Raw genomic sequence first — 15,225 nt, 5'->3', positions numbered from 1 at the left:
GTACGGGCGAAGCATTTGGAGAACTATTTTTGGCAATGACCGATAATTTATCTTCCAAATGCTTCGCCCCTACTAACAACTGACTAAAGCGGATAATTTTTCTGAAAACTTTCGCGGGTGAGTGGTTGTTGTAATTCCACACCTTCACCCCCTAAAACCTCTAAGGGTTTCCCATTGACTTGAATATATACTTTGGCTTTAGGGTTTAAACTAGTAGCAGTATATACAACTTGTCCCACACGCCCCATCATGGAAGTGCTACCTCCACCAGTGGTAAAGTTTGCGGATAAATTCACATGAATATCATTGTTTTCGGCTTTTAGTCCCAATAGTTGAGTCCCCTGGGGAATAGTAGTAGAATCTGTGCCTTCACCTGGACCTGCTAATAAGGTTTTAAATGCTGCCTCTAAAACTTGGTTGGGTTGGGTAGCTGCAACTTTAAAAGGTTGGGGAACTAAATCCAGCCGATTTTCCTGGGATCTGAGCCAATATATACTAGCAGTCTGTTCATTACCTTGTTGGGTTGTTGATTGCTTGACTGGCTGCTTAATAGTTTGCGAAGAATTGGTAGGTGTGGGAGTATCTGGAGTCTGTCCAGAAAACCAAGCCACACCACCGCTTACTGCTATTACGGCTGCGGAAATAGCTGCTACCGCACCGACAGAAATACCGTTAGTTCTTTGTTGGTTATTCATATGTGAAACCTACTGGATTCAGAATGGAAATAGTCGTAAGATAATTAGCCTGTTTATAAAGGTTATATCTTAAATAGATGCTTTGATTTGTATATAAACTGCTATTGCTAATCACTCCCCCTTCTCACTCCAATTGTAGAGTTATCTTTTCAAGTCCGTCAGCTTTCTCTTTATAAGGAAGAACGCCGAAAACCCTTGAAAATGTGGCTGACTCAGGAAGCCACATTTGGGCTTTAGACAAGGGATGAAGGCTAGAGGCTTTCCTTTATCCTGCATTGACGTTAATTTGAAAATTTGAAATAATTTCAAATTTTCATCCATATTCGTGATAGAATTAAATTGTCACTAAAGACATAAAAAGCTACCGAGGGACTCTCGGAAAGTTACGCTTGTCAGATATGATTTCGCCCGCCAGGGCAAACGAAATCAGGGCAAGAACCCAAATATTTAAGGAACCCTGCCTGAAACTGGGATAACTGAGGGATATAGACTGAAACTCTCTATAGAATCTCCGCGTCTTTAGACCGGAGAGTGTCAACTAAATCCTATGGTTTTCTGGAAAAACTTTCATAAGACCTCTGCATCCTTCCTATCTGCCCTGGAACGTGCCAGACTATCAATAGCATCCCCTAAGGCTGTAGTCAGACCTTTGCGGGTTTGAGCGTGATTTTCTTGCTCTAGTTTCAAAGCTTGTAATAAATAATCACGTTCTTGAATAACTTCTAATAATTGAGTTTGTAACTCTTCTATAGAATTAAATTGGGCAATTTGTTGCTGAATAGCTGTGGTGCTGTCAGTACCTATTTCAGTATTGACACCTAAAAATTTTTGTTCTTCAGCTTTTACAGATGCTATGGCTTCCTGGTGCATTTTCGTATCTGCACGTCGTTGCTCTGCTTCGGTATTATAAAGTTGTCGCCATTTTTGCGAACTTTCCCAAGCTTCATCTCGTTCACGCTGAAATTTCGTCATCTGTTGTGTCAGAGACTGAATTTCGGCTAACCATTTTTGTGTTAAATGGGTGGAGTTATCAATATTTTCGGTCATTATTTTAGTTAAGTGTAGTTAATAGTTCAGGAGGATGAGCAGGAGGGGAAGGAGTTGCTTTAGGAACAGTTGTTTATCAAAATACAGGCAAAATAATGTAGAATATACCCCATCTACCTATAAAAAATTATCTAATTCATGATTAAGGCACTAAAACTACCCCAAAAATTAATGCTGCTTGGTTCAGGTGAACTAGGAAAAGAATTTGTAATTGCTGCTCAACGTTTAGGCAATTATATCATTGCTGTGGACAGATATGCTGATGCTCCGGCGATGCAGGTGGCTGATTGTGCAGAAGTTATCTCTATGCTGAGTGCTGATGATTTAGAAGCAGTCGTAAATAAACATCAGCCCGATTTTATTATTCCTGAAATTGAAGCAATTAGAACTGAAAAATTACAAGAATTTGAGCAAAGAGGAATTACAGTTATTCCCACAGCAGCGGCGACTAACTACACGATGAACCGCGACAGAATTAGAGAATTAGCACATCAAGAATTAGGAATTAGAACTGCTAAATATGGTTATGCTGTTACTTTAGAAGAATTAATTATCATTTCCGAAGAAATTGGTTTTCCTAATGTTGTAAAACCTGTGATGTCATCTTCAGGAAAAGGTCAATCTGTAGTTAATGACAGCAGCGAAGTCGCAAAAGCTTGGAATTATGCCATTTCTAATTCTCGTGGTGATAGCCAAAAGGTAATTGTTGAAGAATTCATTAATTTTGAAATTGAAATTACTTTACTGACAATTAAACAATGGAACGCACCCACAATTTTTTGTAATCCCATTGGCCACCGTCAAGAAAGAGGAGATTATCAAGAATCTTGGCAACCCGCAGCTATTTCTGAAGATAAAATTTTAGCATCTCAAGAAATTGCCAAAAAAGTTACTGATGCTTTGGGTGGTGCGGGAATTTTTGGTGTTGAGTTTTTCATTACTAAAGATGAGGTGATTTTTTCGGAACTGTCTCCTCGACCTCATGATACAGGAATGGTGACATTAATTTCTCAGAATTTGAATGAATTTGAATTACATCTCCGAGCCATTTTAGGTTTACCAATTCCCCATATTGAACAGTTAGGATTTTCAGCAAGTGCGGTAATTTTAGCTGCCGAAAAGTCTGATTCTATTACTTTTACTGGTGTAGCTGAAGCTTTAGCCGAAAAAGATGTAGATATTAAGTTATTTGGTAAACCTACGGCTCATCCTTATCGTCGTATGGGGGTAGCTTTAGCAAAAGGTGGGGATATTTCCGAAGCTAGAGAAAAGGCTACAAAAGCAGCTAGTCAGGTGAAAATAAATTGATATATTTATTTTTAATATTGAAACTATATCATGACAACAAACAAAACTTTCGTCCCTGTTGCTTTAACAATTGCCGGTTCTGATAGTGGTGGGGGTGCGGGAATTCAAACCGATTTACGGACTTTTGCTTTTCACTGCGTCCACGGAACAAGTGCTATTACCTGCATTACAGCCCAAAATACTGTAGGAGTCAGCAGGGTTGATGCGATCGCATCCGATGCTGTTGTCGCCCAAATTCAGGCGGTTGTAGAGGACATTGGCGTACAATCTGCAAAAACGGGAATGTTACTTAACCAAGAAATTATCTTGGCTGTAGCCCAGCAAATAGCAGCTTATAAAATTAATAATTTAGTAGTTGATCCTGTGATGGTATCACGCACAGGAGCGAAATTAATTGATGATGATGCCGTGCAAACTTTACGGAATACTCTGATTCCCTTAGCATCTATTATTACTCCAAATCGCTATGAAGCGCAGATTTTAAGCGGGTTAGAAATTACTTCTTTAGCAGATATGCAAGCAGCAGCGGCAATTATGCACAGGGAATTGGGAGTAAAGGCTGTTTTAGTCAAGGGTGGAGGAATGTCTGGAAATTTGCGGGGTGTTGATGTTTGGTTTAATGGAGAAAAATTGCAGATTTTGAGAACGAAACAGGTAGAGACAAAAAATACTCATGGCACAGGTTGTACTTTATCAGCGGCCATTGCTGCTAACCTAGCTTTAGGTAAAGACCTCTGGACAGCAGTACAAGCCGCAAAAGAATATGTTACAAATGCTCTTACCTATTCTCTAGATATTGGCAAAGGACAAGGACCAGTAGGCCACTTTTTCCCATTATTGATCAAATAAACCAATTTTTTAAAAAGTCGTATTAATCACATATAATTAGTTACTATACTGATAGGTTTAATTATTTAATCCCAGAAATACGCAGAAAAATAGTTACGGGCATTTTTCCCTTATTTTTGGGCATAATTTCATCAATAACTATATTCTGCTCCTGATTATCCTTACTCTAACTACTGTATTTTGATACTAAAATATCCATGGAAACAACTACAGGATCTAATTATAGTCAACCACCTAACAACTACCCTCCCTCTGTTCCCCTTTGGGTTTACCGAGAATTGACAGCGGAGTTACAAGCAGTACAATCTAAACTAAATGTAGTTACTAGTCATAATCAAAAATTATCCCAGGAAAATCAACAACTGCGTCAAGAAATAACTAAAGTTATTGAATCTTGCTTAGAACTAAAAAAATTAGTTGAGACTTCAGCACCCAGCCCTCCCGCACCACCGTGTCCTCATAACGAGGAAGAATATCTACCTCAACCTACACCCCGTAATCATCAGGAGGTGAGATATACAAATAAGCCAACCGTGACAACAGCACCTCCACGACAACAGCCTACTACCCCTCGTCGAAAAGCAGTAATAAAAGCTACACCTCCCCAAAACGGTCGTCAGGAGTCTGTTACACCAACAAAAGATGTTAATTTTCCAGTATCAGAAAAAGTATTGATAGAAGAAAAGAAAGTCCGTTATTCTCCTAATCCTCAGTCTCAGACAAAAGGATTAAATGGGTTATGGCTAGTAATTACTATTATATTCATTATGCTAACTGGTTTTGCGGCTGGATATTTAATTGTCCGTCCTTTATTCCAAAATCAGATTCAACCTGCAACAATTAAAAATTAAAAAAAATTAACTAGTTTAGTCATCTAAAGCTGAATCAACCTATTAGTAAGAAACTTATATTTGTACCGAGATTTGAACTTTTACGAAATCACGAAAAACCTAGACGTGTAGGGGTTTAGCACTGCTAAACCCCTACCTATGAAAATTGACAGAAAATTACCTATCAACAGAACCCATGATTACGTCAATACTACCAAGAATAACAACGATATCCGCAACCTTCATTCCCCGCAGTAAATGAGGAAGAATCTGCAAATTGTTGAAATCTGCGGCGCGGATTTTCCAGCGCCAAGGGAAAACATTATTTTCACCTACTAAATAAATTCCCAATTCTCCTTTTCCACTTTCAACGCGGGAGTAAATTTCACCTTTGGGAACTTTGAAAGTAGGAGAAACTTTTTTAGCAACAAACTGATAATCAAAAGCATCCCATTCAGATTTTTTCCCAGCCATTATCCGTTTTGCTTCCAGGTTTTCGTAGGGGCCACCAGGTAAGCCAGCAATAGCTTGACGAATGATTTTTACAGATTCGCGCATTTCTCGCATCCGTACCATGTAACGAGCAAGACAATCACCAACTGTTTCCCACTGTACGTCCCAATCGAAATCGTCGTAACATTCGTAATGGTCAACTTTCCGTAAATCCCATTTCACCCCAGAAGCGCGTAACATTGGTCCAGAAAGTCCCCAGTTAATCGCTTCTTCACGGGTAATAGTTCCCAAACCCTCAATGCGGCGGCGGAAAATCGGGTTATTGGTAACTAAACGTTCATATTCATCAACTTTAGGGATAAAATAGTCGCAGAAATCTAAACACTTATCTACCCAACCATAGGGTAAATCAGCAGCAACACCACCCACGCGGAAGTAGTTGTGATTTACCATGCGGTAGCCAGTGGCGGCTTCCCACAGATCATAAATCATTTCCCGTTCCCGGAATTGGTAGAAAAAGGGTGTTTGCGCGCCCACGTCAGCGAGGAACGGACCAAACCATAATAGGTGGTTAGCAATGCGGTTTAGTTCCAGCATAATCACGCGGATATAGCTGGCGCGTTTGGGTACGGTGATACCTGCTAATTTTTCTGGTGCGTTGACTGTCACCGCCTCATTAAACATCCCCGCAGCGTAGTCCCAACGGCTGACGTAGGGAACGTACATGATTGTCGAACGGTTTTCGGCAATTTTCTCCATTCCCCGGTGTAGGTAGCCTATGACTGGTTCACAGTCAACGACATCTTCACCGTCTAAGGTCATAATTAGTCGCAAAACCCCGTGCATTGATGGGTGGTGAGGTCCCATATTTAGCACCATTGGTTCGGTGCGGGTTTCTATTCTACTCATAGATTTGCTGTTCTCCCGTTGTGGATGTTGTAAATTGACCCGCTAAGATTAACCTGCTGCGATTGTTATTGTCTGCCAAAATTTAGCTTATAGGGATAATTTCTAGATTATCTCTACAAGGTGACGTTGGAGAGAGAATAGCAGAGTCGGTTTTGGACTTGATGTTTTATTTTGTGCCGCTACTTCAATTATTATAGGGAAGCTTGATATATAAGGGATTGAGAATCTGGATTTTTTTTCATGTACCTGGGGGGTGTGGGAATGGGGAGAAATCTTCGCGGTTTGGATGACTAAACTAAAATTGTATCAAGGTCTTGGTGATTTTGCTGATTTTATCCTCGTAGCAACATAGATTTAATTTATAATTACCCTAATTAATATCTATGGCTAAAAAATTACTCATAGAAGTATTTTGTCAATTCAACTAACGATTCCTTAATAAATTGTCTAATATTCCAGCATCTAACCCCAATCAACCTAATGATGAAATTTATCTTACAGATAGATGGTCACATCTGAATCAACTTGAGAGGAAATATCTCAAAGCGGCTATGAAAGCTTATGATAAAATTATAGAATCAGAAGATGATATTCTCAAAATAGCCAATCGGTATCAATTAAATTTTGAGGATATTGAAAGAGCTAAACAGTATGCTTTTGGTAAGGGAGTATTACAAAATCAATTTATCCCTGATTTACGTATGGCTCAAAGTTGGGAAAGAATGACACTAGGAGAAGAAATTGATAGTGATGAGGTTTTACTAAAGCATGAAATTCGGGAATCTGAATTGGTAATTAATCAAGGTTTAAATCAATTAGATGCTCATAAAATAGCCCAAACCCAATATCCTTGGTCTATGACCATAACTAAAGGAGATAAGCAAAAATGAACAAAACATCTGAACAAAAGTTTGTTGAAGCCTTAGATATTTGTCAATCATTGATTGATTTTAAATATCGTCCTACCAATTTAACCTATCAAGTAATAGAGTTATTTTGTGAAATCGGTAAAAATCCTTTTGAATTATTAGAATTATGTCATAAATATTCTAGTAAAATTGAAAAAATCTGTGATATTATTCATGAATATGGAACAAGTATAGATAATTTGCGTGTTGATTGTCCACTTGGTTTTGGTGCAAAAGATCATTGTAGTTTTTTGAGTTTTTTTCTCAATCTTAATTTTGGCAAATTTGAATATTTCACAGATAATTTTACAACACCTGAACAAATTGCTGAATTATTTAGAGATTGGAAAGAAATTGATTTTAATCCTGTCATTGAAAAGCAAAAAGCAGTTACATTTTAATAAACCAAAAGTATTATCTAAACTTAGTTAACCAAAATTGTCAATTAAGGAGATATCCATGAAAGAATTAATGAAACAACCCTCATGTTGGCTACCAAATGGAATAAATCTGAATCTTTCAGATCAATTTCGTCCTTTTTCCTTTACTGAAGAGTTACAGATTCGTTTAGAAGAACTCTTAGAAAAGAATAAAGAAAATTTGCTAAATGCTGATGAAAAACCAGAAATAGCAGGTTTATTAGAATTAGAAAAAATCTTCAGTTTTATAAACGCCAAACTTGCTTCTTAATTTTACTCTCAATAATTTTATAATGCAACCAGATTTACAAACACCCCTAGATTTAGAAGAAGTTACATTTTCTCATATTCCCGTTCTCAGTCAAGAAGTGATTACAGGTTTAAATATCCAACCTGGTGGAAATTATTTAGATTTAACTGTTGGTGGTGGTGGTCACAGTCGCTTAATATTAGAAACTGCTGAAGATGTAAAAGTAACTTGTGTTGACCAAGATGAGGATGCTTTAAAAGCCGCAAAAGAGAATTTATCAGAGTTTGGGGATAGAGTTAATTTTATTCATAGCAACTTTGCCAATTACCAATTTATCGAAAATAGTTATGATGGAATTTTAGCCGATTTAGGAGTAAGTTCCTATCATTTAGATAATCCAGAACGCGGATTTAGTTTTAGAAATACCGCAAATTTAGATATGCGAATGAACCAACAACAATCCCTCACCGCTGGAGATATTATAAATGAATGGGACGAAAAAGAATTAGCGGATATTTTCTTTAAATATGGTGAAGAGAGACTTTCCAGAAGAATAGCCAGAAGAATAGTTGAAAAACGACCATTTAATACTACTACAGAATTAGCAAATGCGATCGCATACTCCGTCCCCCCTAAATACCGACATGGGAGAATTCACCCCGCAACTCGTGTTTTTCAAGCCTTACGAATTGCTGTCAACGACGAATTAAAAGTCCTAGAAACCCTCATAGAAAAAGCCCCAAACGCCCTGATTCCTGGGGGAAGAATCGCCATAATCAGCTTTCACAGCTTAGAAGACAGACCAGTTAAACATGGTTTGAGAAATTCGCCATTATTGAGGATATTGACAAAAAAACCCATAATTGCCACAGAAGAAGAAATAAAACAAAACCCCCGTTCTCGTTCTGCTAAATTGAGAATAGCAGAAAAGAAAAACATAGATAATTGACACCCTTAAACTCCTTCTTCCTTTGCTCCTTCTTCCTTTGCGCCTTTGCTCCTTAGCGCCTTTGCGCGAAACCTTAATCTAGATTTCCCATGCAAAACACCCTCCGTCACCGTCGCCAAAAACTAGCAGAAATCATAGACTTTCCCGCCATTCTCTGGTCTGGTGATAGCAGTCCCCGCAACTTCCCAGCCAATACCTTCCCCCACCGCGCCAATAGCCATTTCCTCTATTTCGCCGGAATTCCTCTCGAAAATGCCGTCATTCGCCTAGAAAGTGGCAAGCTACAACTATTTATAGATGACCCCCACCCCAGTAGCGCCCTGTGGCATGGAAAAACCCCCAGCCGAGAAGAAATTGCTGCCAAAATAGGCGCAGATGAAGCCAAAACCATGGCAGAATTAGGAAATTATTTAGAAAATGTGGCGACTCTTCCTGTACAAGATGCAACTACTTGGACACAGCAAACCCAACTTTTAAATCGCCGGATTTTACCAAAAAATCCCCTGTCAGGAATTGATTTAGAATTAGCAAAAGCCATTGTTTCCCTGCGACTTACCCACGACGAAGCCGCCTTGGTAGAATTACGTAAAGCTGCGGCAGTGAGTGTAACAGCCCACAAAGCCGGAATGGCGGCAACACCTTCAGCTAAACTCGAAGCCGAAGTCCGTGCCGCAATGGAAGCAGTAATTATGGGTGAAAATATGACCACTGCCTACACCAGTATTGTGACAGTTCATGGTGAAGTTTTACACAATAATCATTATTACCATTCCCTGCAATCAGGAGGTTTACTTTTAGCTGACGTAGGTGCGGAAACCGCGACGGGTTGGGCTGCGGATATTACCCGCACTTGGCCTATTTCTGGGAAGTTTTCATCTACCCAAAGAGACATTTATGATATTGTTTTAGCCGCCCATGATGCTTGTATTCAAAATATAGCTCCTGGTGTAGAATATGCAGATATTCATCTATTAGCAGCAACTACAATTGCTGAAGGTTTAGTAGATTTAGGAATTTTACGAGGTAAACCAGAAGATTTAGTAAAAATGGATCTTCATGCTTTATTTTTTCCCCACGGAATTGGGCATCTTTTAGGTTTAGATGTTCATGATATGGAAGATTTGGGAGACATTGCCGGCTATGATCAAGGAAGAAGCCGAAGTAGTCGTTTTGGTTTAAGTTATTTACGGTTAAATCGTCCCTTGCGTGCAGGAATGTTAGTGACAATTGAACCAGGATTTTATCAAGTTCCCGCAATTTTAAATGATCCAAAAACTCGTTCTCAATATCAAGATTTAGTCAATTGGGAACGATTAGCACAATTTTCAGATGTGAGGGGAATTCGCATTGAAGATGATGTATTAGTTACAGAATCAGGAAGTGAGGTTTTAACAGCCGCATTACCAAATCAAGCCAGTGCTATTGAAGATTTAGTTGCTTGTTAAATATGGTATGCTAAAAAACGTGAATTTATTAACTGACAATTCTTTGTAGGTTGGGTAAAGCGACAGCGCAACCCAACATTAGATTACATAAATTAAAAGTTATTACCAAATCCTGGTTAACACCTCGACTACGCTCGGTGTTAAAGCTGAGCGAAGCCGAAGCTTTAATTCTTTTGGGACGATTATTCCGCTCATTTTTAGCTTTAATTTAGAGTAGAGATAAAAGTTTTTTTCTTAACTCTTTTTTGTCATGCCTAATTTTAATACTCAATTATTTATGTCAGTATATTTTGCCTGAATAGCTCTTGATATTTAACGAAATTTATCAAATATATACTTAGGAGATTTCCTTTTTTCATCTTTGCTACTTATGTATCAAATAAACTTCCTTTGTTTCGCTCTTTATGAATGTTTTTTTCCGCTTGTGAGAAATCCGGGTTCTAAACCTCGTCCAAGTTGAAAACTGGAGTTTTTTAAAAGGGAACAGGGAACAGGGAAGAGTATAGGATTGGGGAATAAAACCCAATTAAGAAAAAACTATGGGTTTCAAAGTAAACGCGGTTTAGCTCAGTTTCGTGAAGATAATCCCGGTGCTGGTATTGTTGATCTTAAGGCTTATTGTCGTGGTTTTCGCTACAGCGGTTTCCGCTCTTATGAGGTACAAAGTTGAATCATGAAACTCTTGTAGTGCGGGCATCTTGCCCGCTAGATATGTACCTCATAACACCGGGAAGTGCTGTATTGTTGGGCGATCGCCTTTCTAGCAGCAGCAAAAGCAGCAGATTCTGGATTTTCAGAAGAAAGTTCATGAGCGATTCCTACGGAGCGCTTCGCTATCGCATCGGCATCGATCACTGGTAAATTAGATGCAGACAACTTGGTTAGACTGGATTTTCCCGATCCGTTAGCACCAGCAATGACAATTAACTCTGGCATATCTCATTGGATTTCTTCCAGAATTTCTTCGCTGCCATCTTCTCGTAACCGATATTCATATTTTCGGCCATCGGATTCCTCCCGTACCAACTTTTCCCCAATAGCGTGCATTCCTTGGCAAAATATTTGCATTTCTCACAGGAAGACGCATCTTTGTGTGATCCCAACCCACTGGATAAATTTTTACGCTATGCAATCAATCCTCAACAATTGCGAGCAGGAATCGAACTCTGGGTAGCCGCATTTCCTTCAGCACACAATTTCTTACCATCTCCACACAAAGCAGGTCAGATTGTCCCCACAATAGGCAATGCGATCGCCTCCAATCTTGGACAATCCGCCGAATATATTCATGTCCAATCAGCCAAAACTGATGAAGAAATTTATCAAACATTACTCGCCAGTGCTGCTATTCCTTTAGCATTTAAATCGCGCCAGATTGATGACAAGCATTATGTTGATGGTTGGCTAGGTGATAATGTCCCTCTCAAAGCCTTAGCAAATCGCGGTTGTACCCATGCGATCGTCATTCATTTAGGAAATGGTGAACTTTGGAATCGTCATGAATTTCCAAACCAAACAATAATTGAAATTCGTCCAACAGAAGATATGGGTGGTCTTAACAAATTACTAGATTTCAGTCCCGAACGGATTCAACTCTTGCAAAACCGAGGTTATCAAGATGCTAAACGGATTCTTGAACCAATTTTACAAACACTGATGATCGAGCGATCGCGCCAAGAAAGTTTTGCGCGGCTTCAGGAAACATCAAAGCGATTAAGAGACGATCCACCAATCTATTAGTTAAAACTGAATGATAAAACAGACTTGGGGTGCGGTACAAATAAACAAGGCACTGTGCGCTATTATTTCGGGTGTGGGGATAGGGATGATCTCCTGGGGGTGTAATGCTAATAACTCCCAGCTTGAAGAGACAAGATGGAATATATATAGAAATAATCGTTATGGTTTTGAGTTTCCTTATCCGAATACTTGGCAGCAATTAGGAAACCCAGACAACAGTGATGGTATTGCTTTAGTTTCACCAAACAAAAAAGACGTAGAAATTCGCGCTTATGCAAGTAAGCCTGTATTAAAGTCCTTAACTGAAAGTTCTCAGCCAGTCCCTAATTTTCGGACTCATCAGGGGTTTTCTGGGGTATTAGCTGTAGAAGCGGGGGAAAAGGTGACTGTGATTAAATTGACTATTAGCCAAGAGAACTTGGAGTATCACTGGCAAGGACAAAGCGGCAGCAAAGACTTTCAAAATTATTATCGGCTGTTTTACTACATTGCCCAGGAGTATAAAATTAGTCAATAGTTAGTGGTCAATGGTCAGTTGTCAGTTGTCAGTAGGAAAAATATTCTCCCCTTACCTCTTGCCCCTTGCCTCTTGCCTTCATTAAGAGAATTTAATGATGAAGAAGGGACACAAAACCTGGTAGATTTAGCTATCAGCGAGTAAAAACTGGTAAAGATGAAAGTCCTGGTAATTGGTGGTGATGGGTATTGCGGTTGGGCAACCGCGCTTTACCTTTCTAATCGAGGTTATGAAGTTGGAATTTTAGATAGTTTGGTGCGGCGACATTGGGATAATGAATTGGGTGTAGAAACTCTTACCCCAATCGCACCAATTCAGCAACGTCTCCAGCGGTGGCAGGATTTGACTAGCAAGTCTATTGATCTGTTTATCGGCGATATTACTAATTACGAGTTTCTGCACAAAGCCTTACACGAATTTCAACCAACTGCAATCGTGCATTTTGGTGAACAGCGTTCAGCGCCATTTTCCATGATTGACCGTGAACACGCTGTTCTTACCCAAGTCAATAATGTGGTTGGCACGTTGAACTTGCTGTACATTATGCGGGAGGATTTCCCAGATTGCCATTTGGTGAAATTGGGAACAATGGGTGAGTATGGAACTCCCAACATTGACATTGAAGAAGGATACATCACGATTGAACACAACGGCCGCAAGGATACTTTGCCCTATCCTAAGCAGCCTGGTTCTATGTATCACTTGAGCAAAGTCCATGATAGCCATAATATCCACTTTGCTTGCCGGATCTGGGGTTTAAGGGCTACAGACTTAAATCAAGGGATAGTTTACGGTGTCTTAACCGATGAAACGGGGATGGACGAACTGTTAATTAACCGCCTGGATTATGATGGCGTATTTGGTACAGCACTGAATCGCTTCTGTATTCAAGCAACTGTAGGACATCCCCTCACCGTCTACGGTAAAGGTGGACAAACTCGTGGCTTCTTGGATATTCGGGATACGGTGCGATGTATTGAATTAGCGATCGCTAATCCTGCCGAACCAGGAGAATTCCGTGTGTTTAACCAATTTACCGAACTATTTAGCGTCGGTGACTTGGCAATGATGGTGAAAAAAGCCGGTAACGCTATGGGACTGAATGTGGATATTAACCACATAGACAACCCCAGAGTGGAGAAGGAAGAACACTATTTCAACGCCAAAAACACCAAACTCTTGGATTTGGGTTTACAACCGCATTTACTCTCGGATTCTCTACTTGATTCACTATTAAACTTTTCCGTCAAGTATCAGCACCGAGTTGATCACAAACAAATTCTTCCCAAAGTCTCTTGGCATAGAAAATAGGTGACAGGTGACAGGTGACAGGTGACAGGTGACAGGTGATAGAAAGAGCGTAAGAGGCAACAGTAGATTAATTTTCCACTCCTGACTCCTAACTGCGCCCCTACCTCCTGACTTCTGACTCCTGACTCCTGACTCCTGACTCCTGACTCCTACCTCCTTCTTTTTATGAGAATTGCTCTATTTACAGAAACCTTCTTACCTAAAGTTGATGGCATCGTGACCCGCTTGCGCCATACTGTTGACCATTTACAACGTCATGGCAATCAAGTTCTGGTATTTGCCCCTGAAGGTGGCATCACTGAACATAAAGGCGCGAAAGTTTACGGAGTTAGTGGCTTTCCTTTGCCTCTCTATCCTGAGTTAAAAATGGCACTGCCTCGCCCGGCAATTGGTCATGCTTTGGAAGAGTTTAAACCAGATATTATTCATGTTGTTAATCCCGCAGTTCTGGGATTATCAGGGATCTTCTATAGTAAAGTTCTGAAAATTCCTTTAGTGGCTTCTTATCATACCCATTTGCCCCAATATCTACAACATTACGGGCTAGGAATGTTAGAAGGGTTACTTTGGGAGTTGCTTAAAGCTGGTCATAATCAGGCTGAGTTAAATTTGTGTACCTCTACGGCAATGGTAAAGGAACTTTCAGCCCATGGAATTGAAAGATGTGATTTATGGCAACGGGGAGTAGATACAGAATTATTTCATCCTGATTTAGTCAGTGCGGAAATGCGATCGCGCTTATCCCAAAATCATCCAGATAGCCCCTTGTTACTGTACGTTGGTCGTCTTTCTGCTGAAAAGGAAATCGAACGTATTAAACCCATTCTAGAAGCCATTCCTGATGCCAGATTAGCATTAGTCGGCGATGGACCCCACCGACAAACTTTGGAAAAACACTTTGCGGGGACAAATACTTATTTTGTCGGTTATCTGATGGGTAAAGAATTAGGTTCGGCTTTTGCCAGTGCTGATGCCTTTATTTTTCCTTCCCGCACAGAAACACTGGGATTAGTTCTGCTAGAAGCTATGGCCGCAGGGTGTCCTGTGGTAGCAGCCCGTTCTGGAGGTATCCCTGATATTGTTACAGATGGAGTTAATGGATATCTTTTTGATCCGCAAGCCGATATTCAAGAAGCGATTAATGCTACAATCCGTCTGTTGAAACAACGGGAGGAAATCACTATTATCCGCACAAATGCCCGTGCAGAAGCAGAAAAATGGGGATGGACATCGGCGACACAACAACTTGAAGATTATTATCAAAAAATAATCTTAAATAGTAGCAGGAGTCAGGAGTCAGGAGTCAGGAGTCAGAAGCGAGAATAAGAGGGCTGGCTTTTTCTCTAAATTTTCCACCTCATTCAATTGCATACAGCCAGGAATTTTTGCACCATTACCAGGCTGGCCGCAATGCTTATATATTAAGGGATTTTACCCAAGCGATCGCCCGCTTCAAATTAGCTCAAGTCATCGAACCGACAAATCAGGCTGTTCATATCCATTTAGAGCGCGCCTATAAGTACCAGCAAATACCGCCACCAAAGTCCTGGGATGGTGTTTGGACAATCATCACGAAGTAGTCAGTTGTTCGTTGT

At 39.9% G+C, this 15,225-nt stretch carries 19 protein-coding genes; 14 read left to right on the top strand and 5 right to left on the bottom strand.

All coding sequences use genetic code 11. The annotated features are described in order from the left end of the window. Positions 1-83 precede the first annotated feature (83 nt). Both FJR08_RS11495 and FJR08_RS11490 read right to left on the bottom strand, forming a co-directional pair. Entirely contained in the window at positions 84-695 is a 612-nt protein-coding gene (locus FJR08_RS11495) for a GerMN domain-containing protein (RefSeq protein ID WP_015083619.1), read from the bottom strand. 567 nt (positions 696-1,262) lie between these two features. Further along, positions 1,263-1,742, bottom strand: a complete 480-nt coding sequence (locus FJR08_RS11490; RefSeq protein WP_015083618.1) for a hypothetical protein — start codon at positions 1,740-1,742, stop codon at positions 1,263-1,265. Positions 1,743-1,880: 138 nt separating this feature from the next. Here FJR08_RS11490 and purT point away from each other — a divergent pair, with 138 nt between their 5' ends. The 3 genes from purT (at position 1,881) to FJR08_RS11475 (ending at position 4,750) form a co-directional block, all read left to right on the top strand. After that, entirely contained in the window at positions 1,881-3,050 is a 1,170-nt protein-coding gene (purT, locus tag FJR08_RS11485; RefSeq protein WP_015083617.1) for a formate-dependent phosphoribosylglycinamide formyltransferase, read from the top strand. 30 nt (positions 3,051-3,080) lie between these two features. Next, on the top strand, positions 3,081-3,899 hold the full coding sequence (thiD, locus tag FJR08_RS11480; protein ID WP_168633242.1) for a bifunctional hydroxymethylpyrimidine kinase/phosphomethylpyrimidine kinase: 819 nt from the start codon (positions 3,081-3,083) through the stop codon (positions 3,897-3,899). A gap of 197 nt (positions 3,900-4,096) precedes the next feature. Beyond that, positions 4,097-4,750 carry a hypothetical protein gene (locus tag FJR08_RS11475; RefSeq protein ID WP_148760878.1) on the top strand — a complete coding sequence of 218 codons (654 nt, stop codon included), beginning with the start codon at positions 4,097-4,099 and terminating at the stop codon, positions 4,748-4,750. Positions 4,751-4,906: 156 nt separating this feature from the next. Here FJR08_RS11475 and FJR08_RS11470 read toward each other — a convergent pair whose 3' ends face one another. Then, on the bottom strand, positions 4,907-6,091 hold the full coding sequence (locus FJR08_RS11470; RefSeq protein ID WP_168633241.1) for an NAD(P)H-quinone oxidoreductase subunit H: 1,185 nt from the start codon (positions 6,089-6,091) through the stop codon (positions 4,907-4,909). A 443-nt stretch (positions 6,092-6,534) separates the two neighbouring features. Between FJR08_RS11470 and FJR08_RS11465 the strand changes: the two genes are divergently transcribed. The 6 genes from FJR08_RS11465 (at position 6,535) to FJR08_RS11440 (ending at position 10,732) form a co-directional block, all read left to right on the top strand. Continuing rightward, the gene (locus FJR08_RS11465) at positions 6,535-6,981 is read left to right on the top strand and encodes a hypothetical protein (protein WP_174783070.1); all 447 of its coding nucleotides are present in this window, start codon (positions 6,535-6,537) and stop codon (positions 6,979-6,981) included. Further along, entirely contained in the window at positions 6,978-7,400 is a 423-nt protein-coding gene (locus FJR08_RS11460; RefSeq protein WP_168633240.1) for a hypothetical protein, read from the top strand. Before FJR08_RS11465 ends, FJR08_RS11460 begins: the two co-directional genes overlap by 4 nt. 58 nt (positions 7,401-7,458) lie before the next feature. Continuing rightward, positions 7,459-7,689: a hypothetical protein gene (locus FJR08_RS11455; protein ID WP_168633239.1), complete on the top strand. Its 231-nt coding sequence runs from the start codon at positions 7,459-7,461 to the stop codon at positions 7,687-7,689. Between the two features lie 22 nt (positions 7,690-7,711). Continuing rightward, the gene (gene rsmH, locus FJR08_RS11450) at positions 7,712-8,617 is read left to right on the top strand and encodes a 16S rRNA (cytosine(1402)-N(4))-methyltransferase RsmH (RefSeq protein WP_168633238.1); all 906 of its coding nucleotides are present in this window, start codon (positions 7,712-7,714) and stop codon (positions 8,615-8,617) included. A gap of 89 nt (positions 8,618-8,706) precedes the next feature. Then, entirely contained in the window at positions 8,707-10,062 is a 1,356-nt protein-coding gene (locus FJR08_RS11445; RefSeq protein WP_168633237.1) for an aminopeptidase P family protein, read from the top strand. A gap of 508 nt (positions 10,063-10,570) precedes the next feature. Further along, positions 10,571-10,732 carry a hypothetical protein gene (locus FJR08_RS11440; RefSeq protein WP_168633195.1) on the top strand — a complete coding sequence of 54 codons (162 nt, stop codon included), beginning with the start codon at positions 10,571-10,573 and terminating at the stop codon, positions 10,730-10,732. 35 nt (positions 10,733-10,767) lie between these two features. Here the strand turns inward: FJR08_RS11440 and FJR08_RS11435 are convergent, their stop codons facing one another. After that, a complete protein-coding gene (locus FJR08_RS11435; protein ID WP_168633236.1) occupies positions 10,768-10,998 on the bottom strand; it encodes a dephospho-CoA kinase in 231 nt (76 codons plus the stop codon). Positions 10,999-11,001: 3 nt separating this feature from the next. After that, the gene (locus tag FJR08_RS24020; protein ID WP_256369510.1) at positions 11,002-11,130 is read right to left on the bottom strand and encodes a hypothetical protein; all 129 of its coding nucleotides are present in this window, start codon (positions 11,128-11,130) and stop codon (positions 11,002-11,004) included. Between the two features lie 21 nt (positions 11,131-11,151). Between FJR08_RS24020 and FJR08_RS11430 the strand changes: the two genes are divergently transcribed. The 5 genes from FJR08_RS11430 (at position 11,152) to FJR08_RS11410 (ending at position 15,210) form a co-directional block, all read left to right on the top strand. Beyond that, a complete protein-coding gene (locus tag FJR08_RS11430) occupies positions 11,152-11,802 on the top strand; it encodes a patatin-like phospholipase family protein (RefSeq protein ID WP_217357510.1) in 651 nt (216 codons plus the stop codon). 10 nt (positions 11,803-11,812) lie between these two features. After that, on the top strand, positions 11,813-12,319 hold the full coding sequence (locus FJR08_RS11425) for a hypothetical protein (protein ID WP_168633235.1): 507 nt from the start codon (positions 11,813-11,815) through the stop codon (positions 12,317-12,319). Positions 12,320-12,475: 156 nt separating this feature from the next. Beyond that, the gene (locus FJR08_RS11420; RefSeq protein WP_148762415.1) at positions 12,476-13,630 is read left to right on the top strand and encodes an NAD-dependent epimerase/dehydratase family protein; all 1,155 of its coding nucleotides are present in this window, start codon (positions 12,476-12,478) and stop codon (positions 13,628-13,630) included. A gap of 165 nt (positions 13,631-13,795) precedes the next feature. Continuing rightward, on the top strand, positions 13,796-14,956 hold the full coding sequence (locus tag FJR08_RS11415) for a glycosyltransferase family 1 protein (protein ID WP_015083608.1): 1,161 nt from the start codon (positions 13,796-13,798) through the stop codon (positions 14,954-14,956). Positions 14,957-15,015: 59 nt separating this feature from the next. Continuing rightward, positions 15,016-15,210 carry a hypothetical protein gene (locus FJR08_RS11410; protein WP_323294571.1) on the top strand — a complete coding sequence of 65 codons (195 nt, stop codon included), beginning with the start codon at positions 15,016-15,018 and terminating at the stop codon, positions 15,208-15,210. Positions 15,211-15,225: the final 15 nt, after the last annotated feature.

Origin of the sequence: Dolichospermum sp. UHCC 0260, from assembly GCF_009711985.1 — a bacterium.
Lineage (GTDB): Bacteria > Cyanobacteriota > Cyanobacteriia > Cyanobacteriales > Nostocaceae > Dolichospermum > Dolichospermum lemmermannii.
This window is presented reverse-complemented; position numbering and strand designations above follow the sequence as displayed.

Bases quoted from the DNA above. Each gene is read 5' to 3' on its own strand.
- FJR08_RS11495 (WP_015083619.1), bottom strand. From the start codon at position 695: ATGAATAACCAACAAAGAACTAACGGTATTTCTGTCGGTGCGGTAGCA.
- FJR08_RS11490 (WP_015083618.1), bottom strand. From the start codon at position 1,742: ATGACCGAAAATATTGATAACTCCACCCATTTAACACAAAAATGGTTA.
- purT (WP_015083617.1), top strand. From the start codon at position 1,881: ATGATTAAGGCACTAAAACTACCCCAAAAATTAATGCTGCTTGGTTCA.
- thiD (WP_168633242.1), top strand. From the start codon at position 3,081: ATGACAACAAACAAAACTTTCGTCCCTGTTGCTTTAACAATTGCCGGT.
- FJR08_RS11475 (WP_148760878.1), top strand. From the start codon at position 4,097: ATGGAAACAACTACAGGATCTAATTATAGTCAACCACCTAACAACTAC.
- FJR08_RS11470 (WP_168633241.1), bottom strand. From the start codon at position 6,091: ATGAGTAGAATAGAAACCCGCACCGAACCAATGGTGCTAAATATGGGA.
- FJR08_RS11460 (WP_168633240.1), top strand. From the start codon at position 6,978: ATGAACAAAACATCTGAACAAAAGTTTGTTGAAGCCTTAGATATTTGT.
- FJR08_RS11455 (WP_168633239.1), top strand. From the start codon at position 7,459: ATGAAAGAATTAATGAAACAACCCTCATGTTGGCTACCAAATGGAATA.
- rsmH (WP_168633238.1), top strand. From the start codon at position 7,712: ATGCAACCAGATTTACAAACACCCCTAGATTTAGAAGAAGTTACATTT.
- FJR08_RS11445 (WP_168633237.1), top strand. From the start codon at position 8,707: ATGCAAAACACCCTCCGTCACCGTCGCCAAAAACTAGCAGAAATCATA.
- FJR08_RS11435 (WP_168633236.1), bottom strand. From the start codon at position 10,998: ATGCCAGAGTTAATTGTCATTGCTGGTGCTAACGGATCGGGAAAATCC.
- FJR08_RS24020 (WP_256369510.1), bottom strand. From the start codon at position 11,130: ATGCAAATATTTTGCCAAGGAATGCACGCTATTGGGGAAAAGTTGGTA.
- FJR08_RS11425 (WP_168633235.1), top strand. From the start codon at position 11,813: ATGATAAAACAGACTTGGGGTGCGGTACAAATAAACAAGGCACTGTGC.
- FJR08_RS11420 (WP_148762415.1), top strand. From the start codon at position 12,476: ATGAAAGTCCTGGTAATTGGTGGTGATGGGTATTGCGGTTGGGCAACC.
- FJR08_RS11415 (WP_015083608.1), top strand. From the start codon at position 13,796: ATGAGAATTGCTCTATTTACAGAAACCTTCTTACCTAAAGTTGATGGC.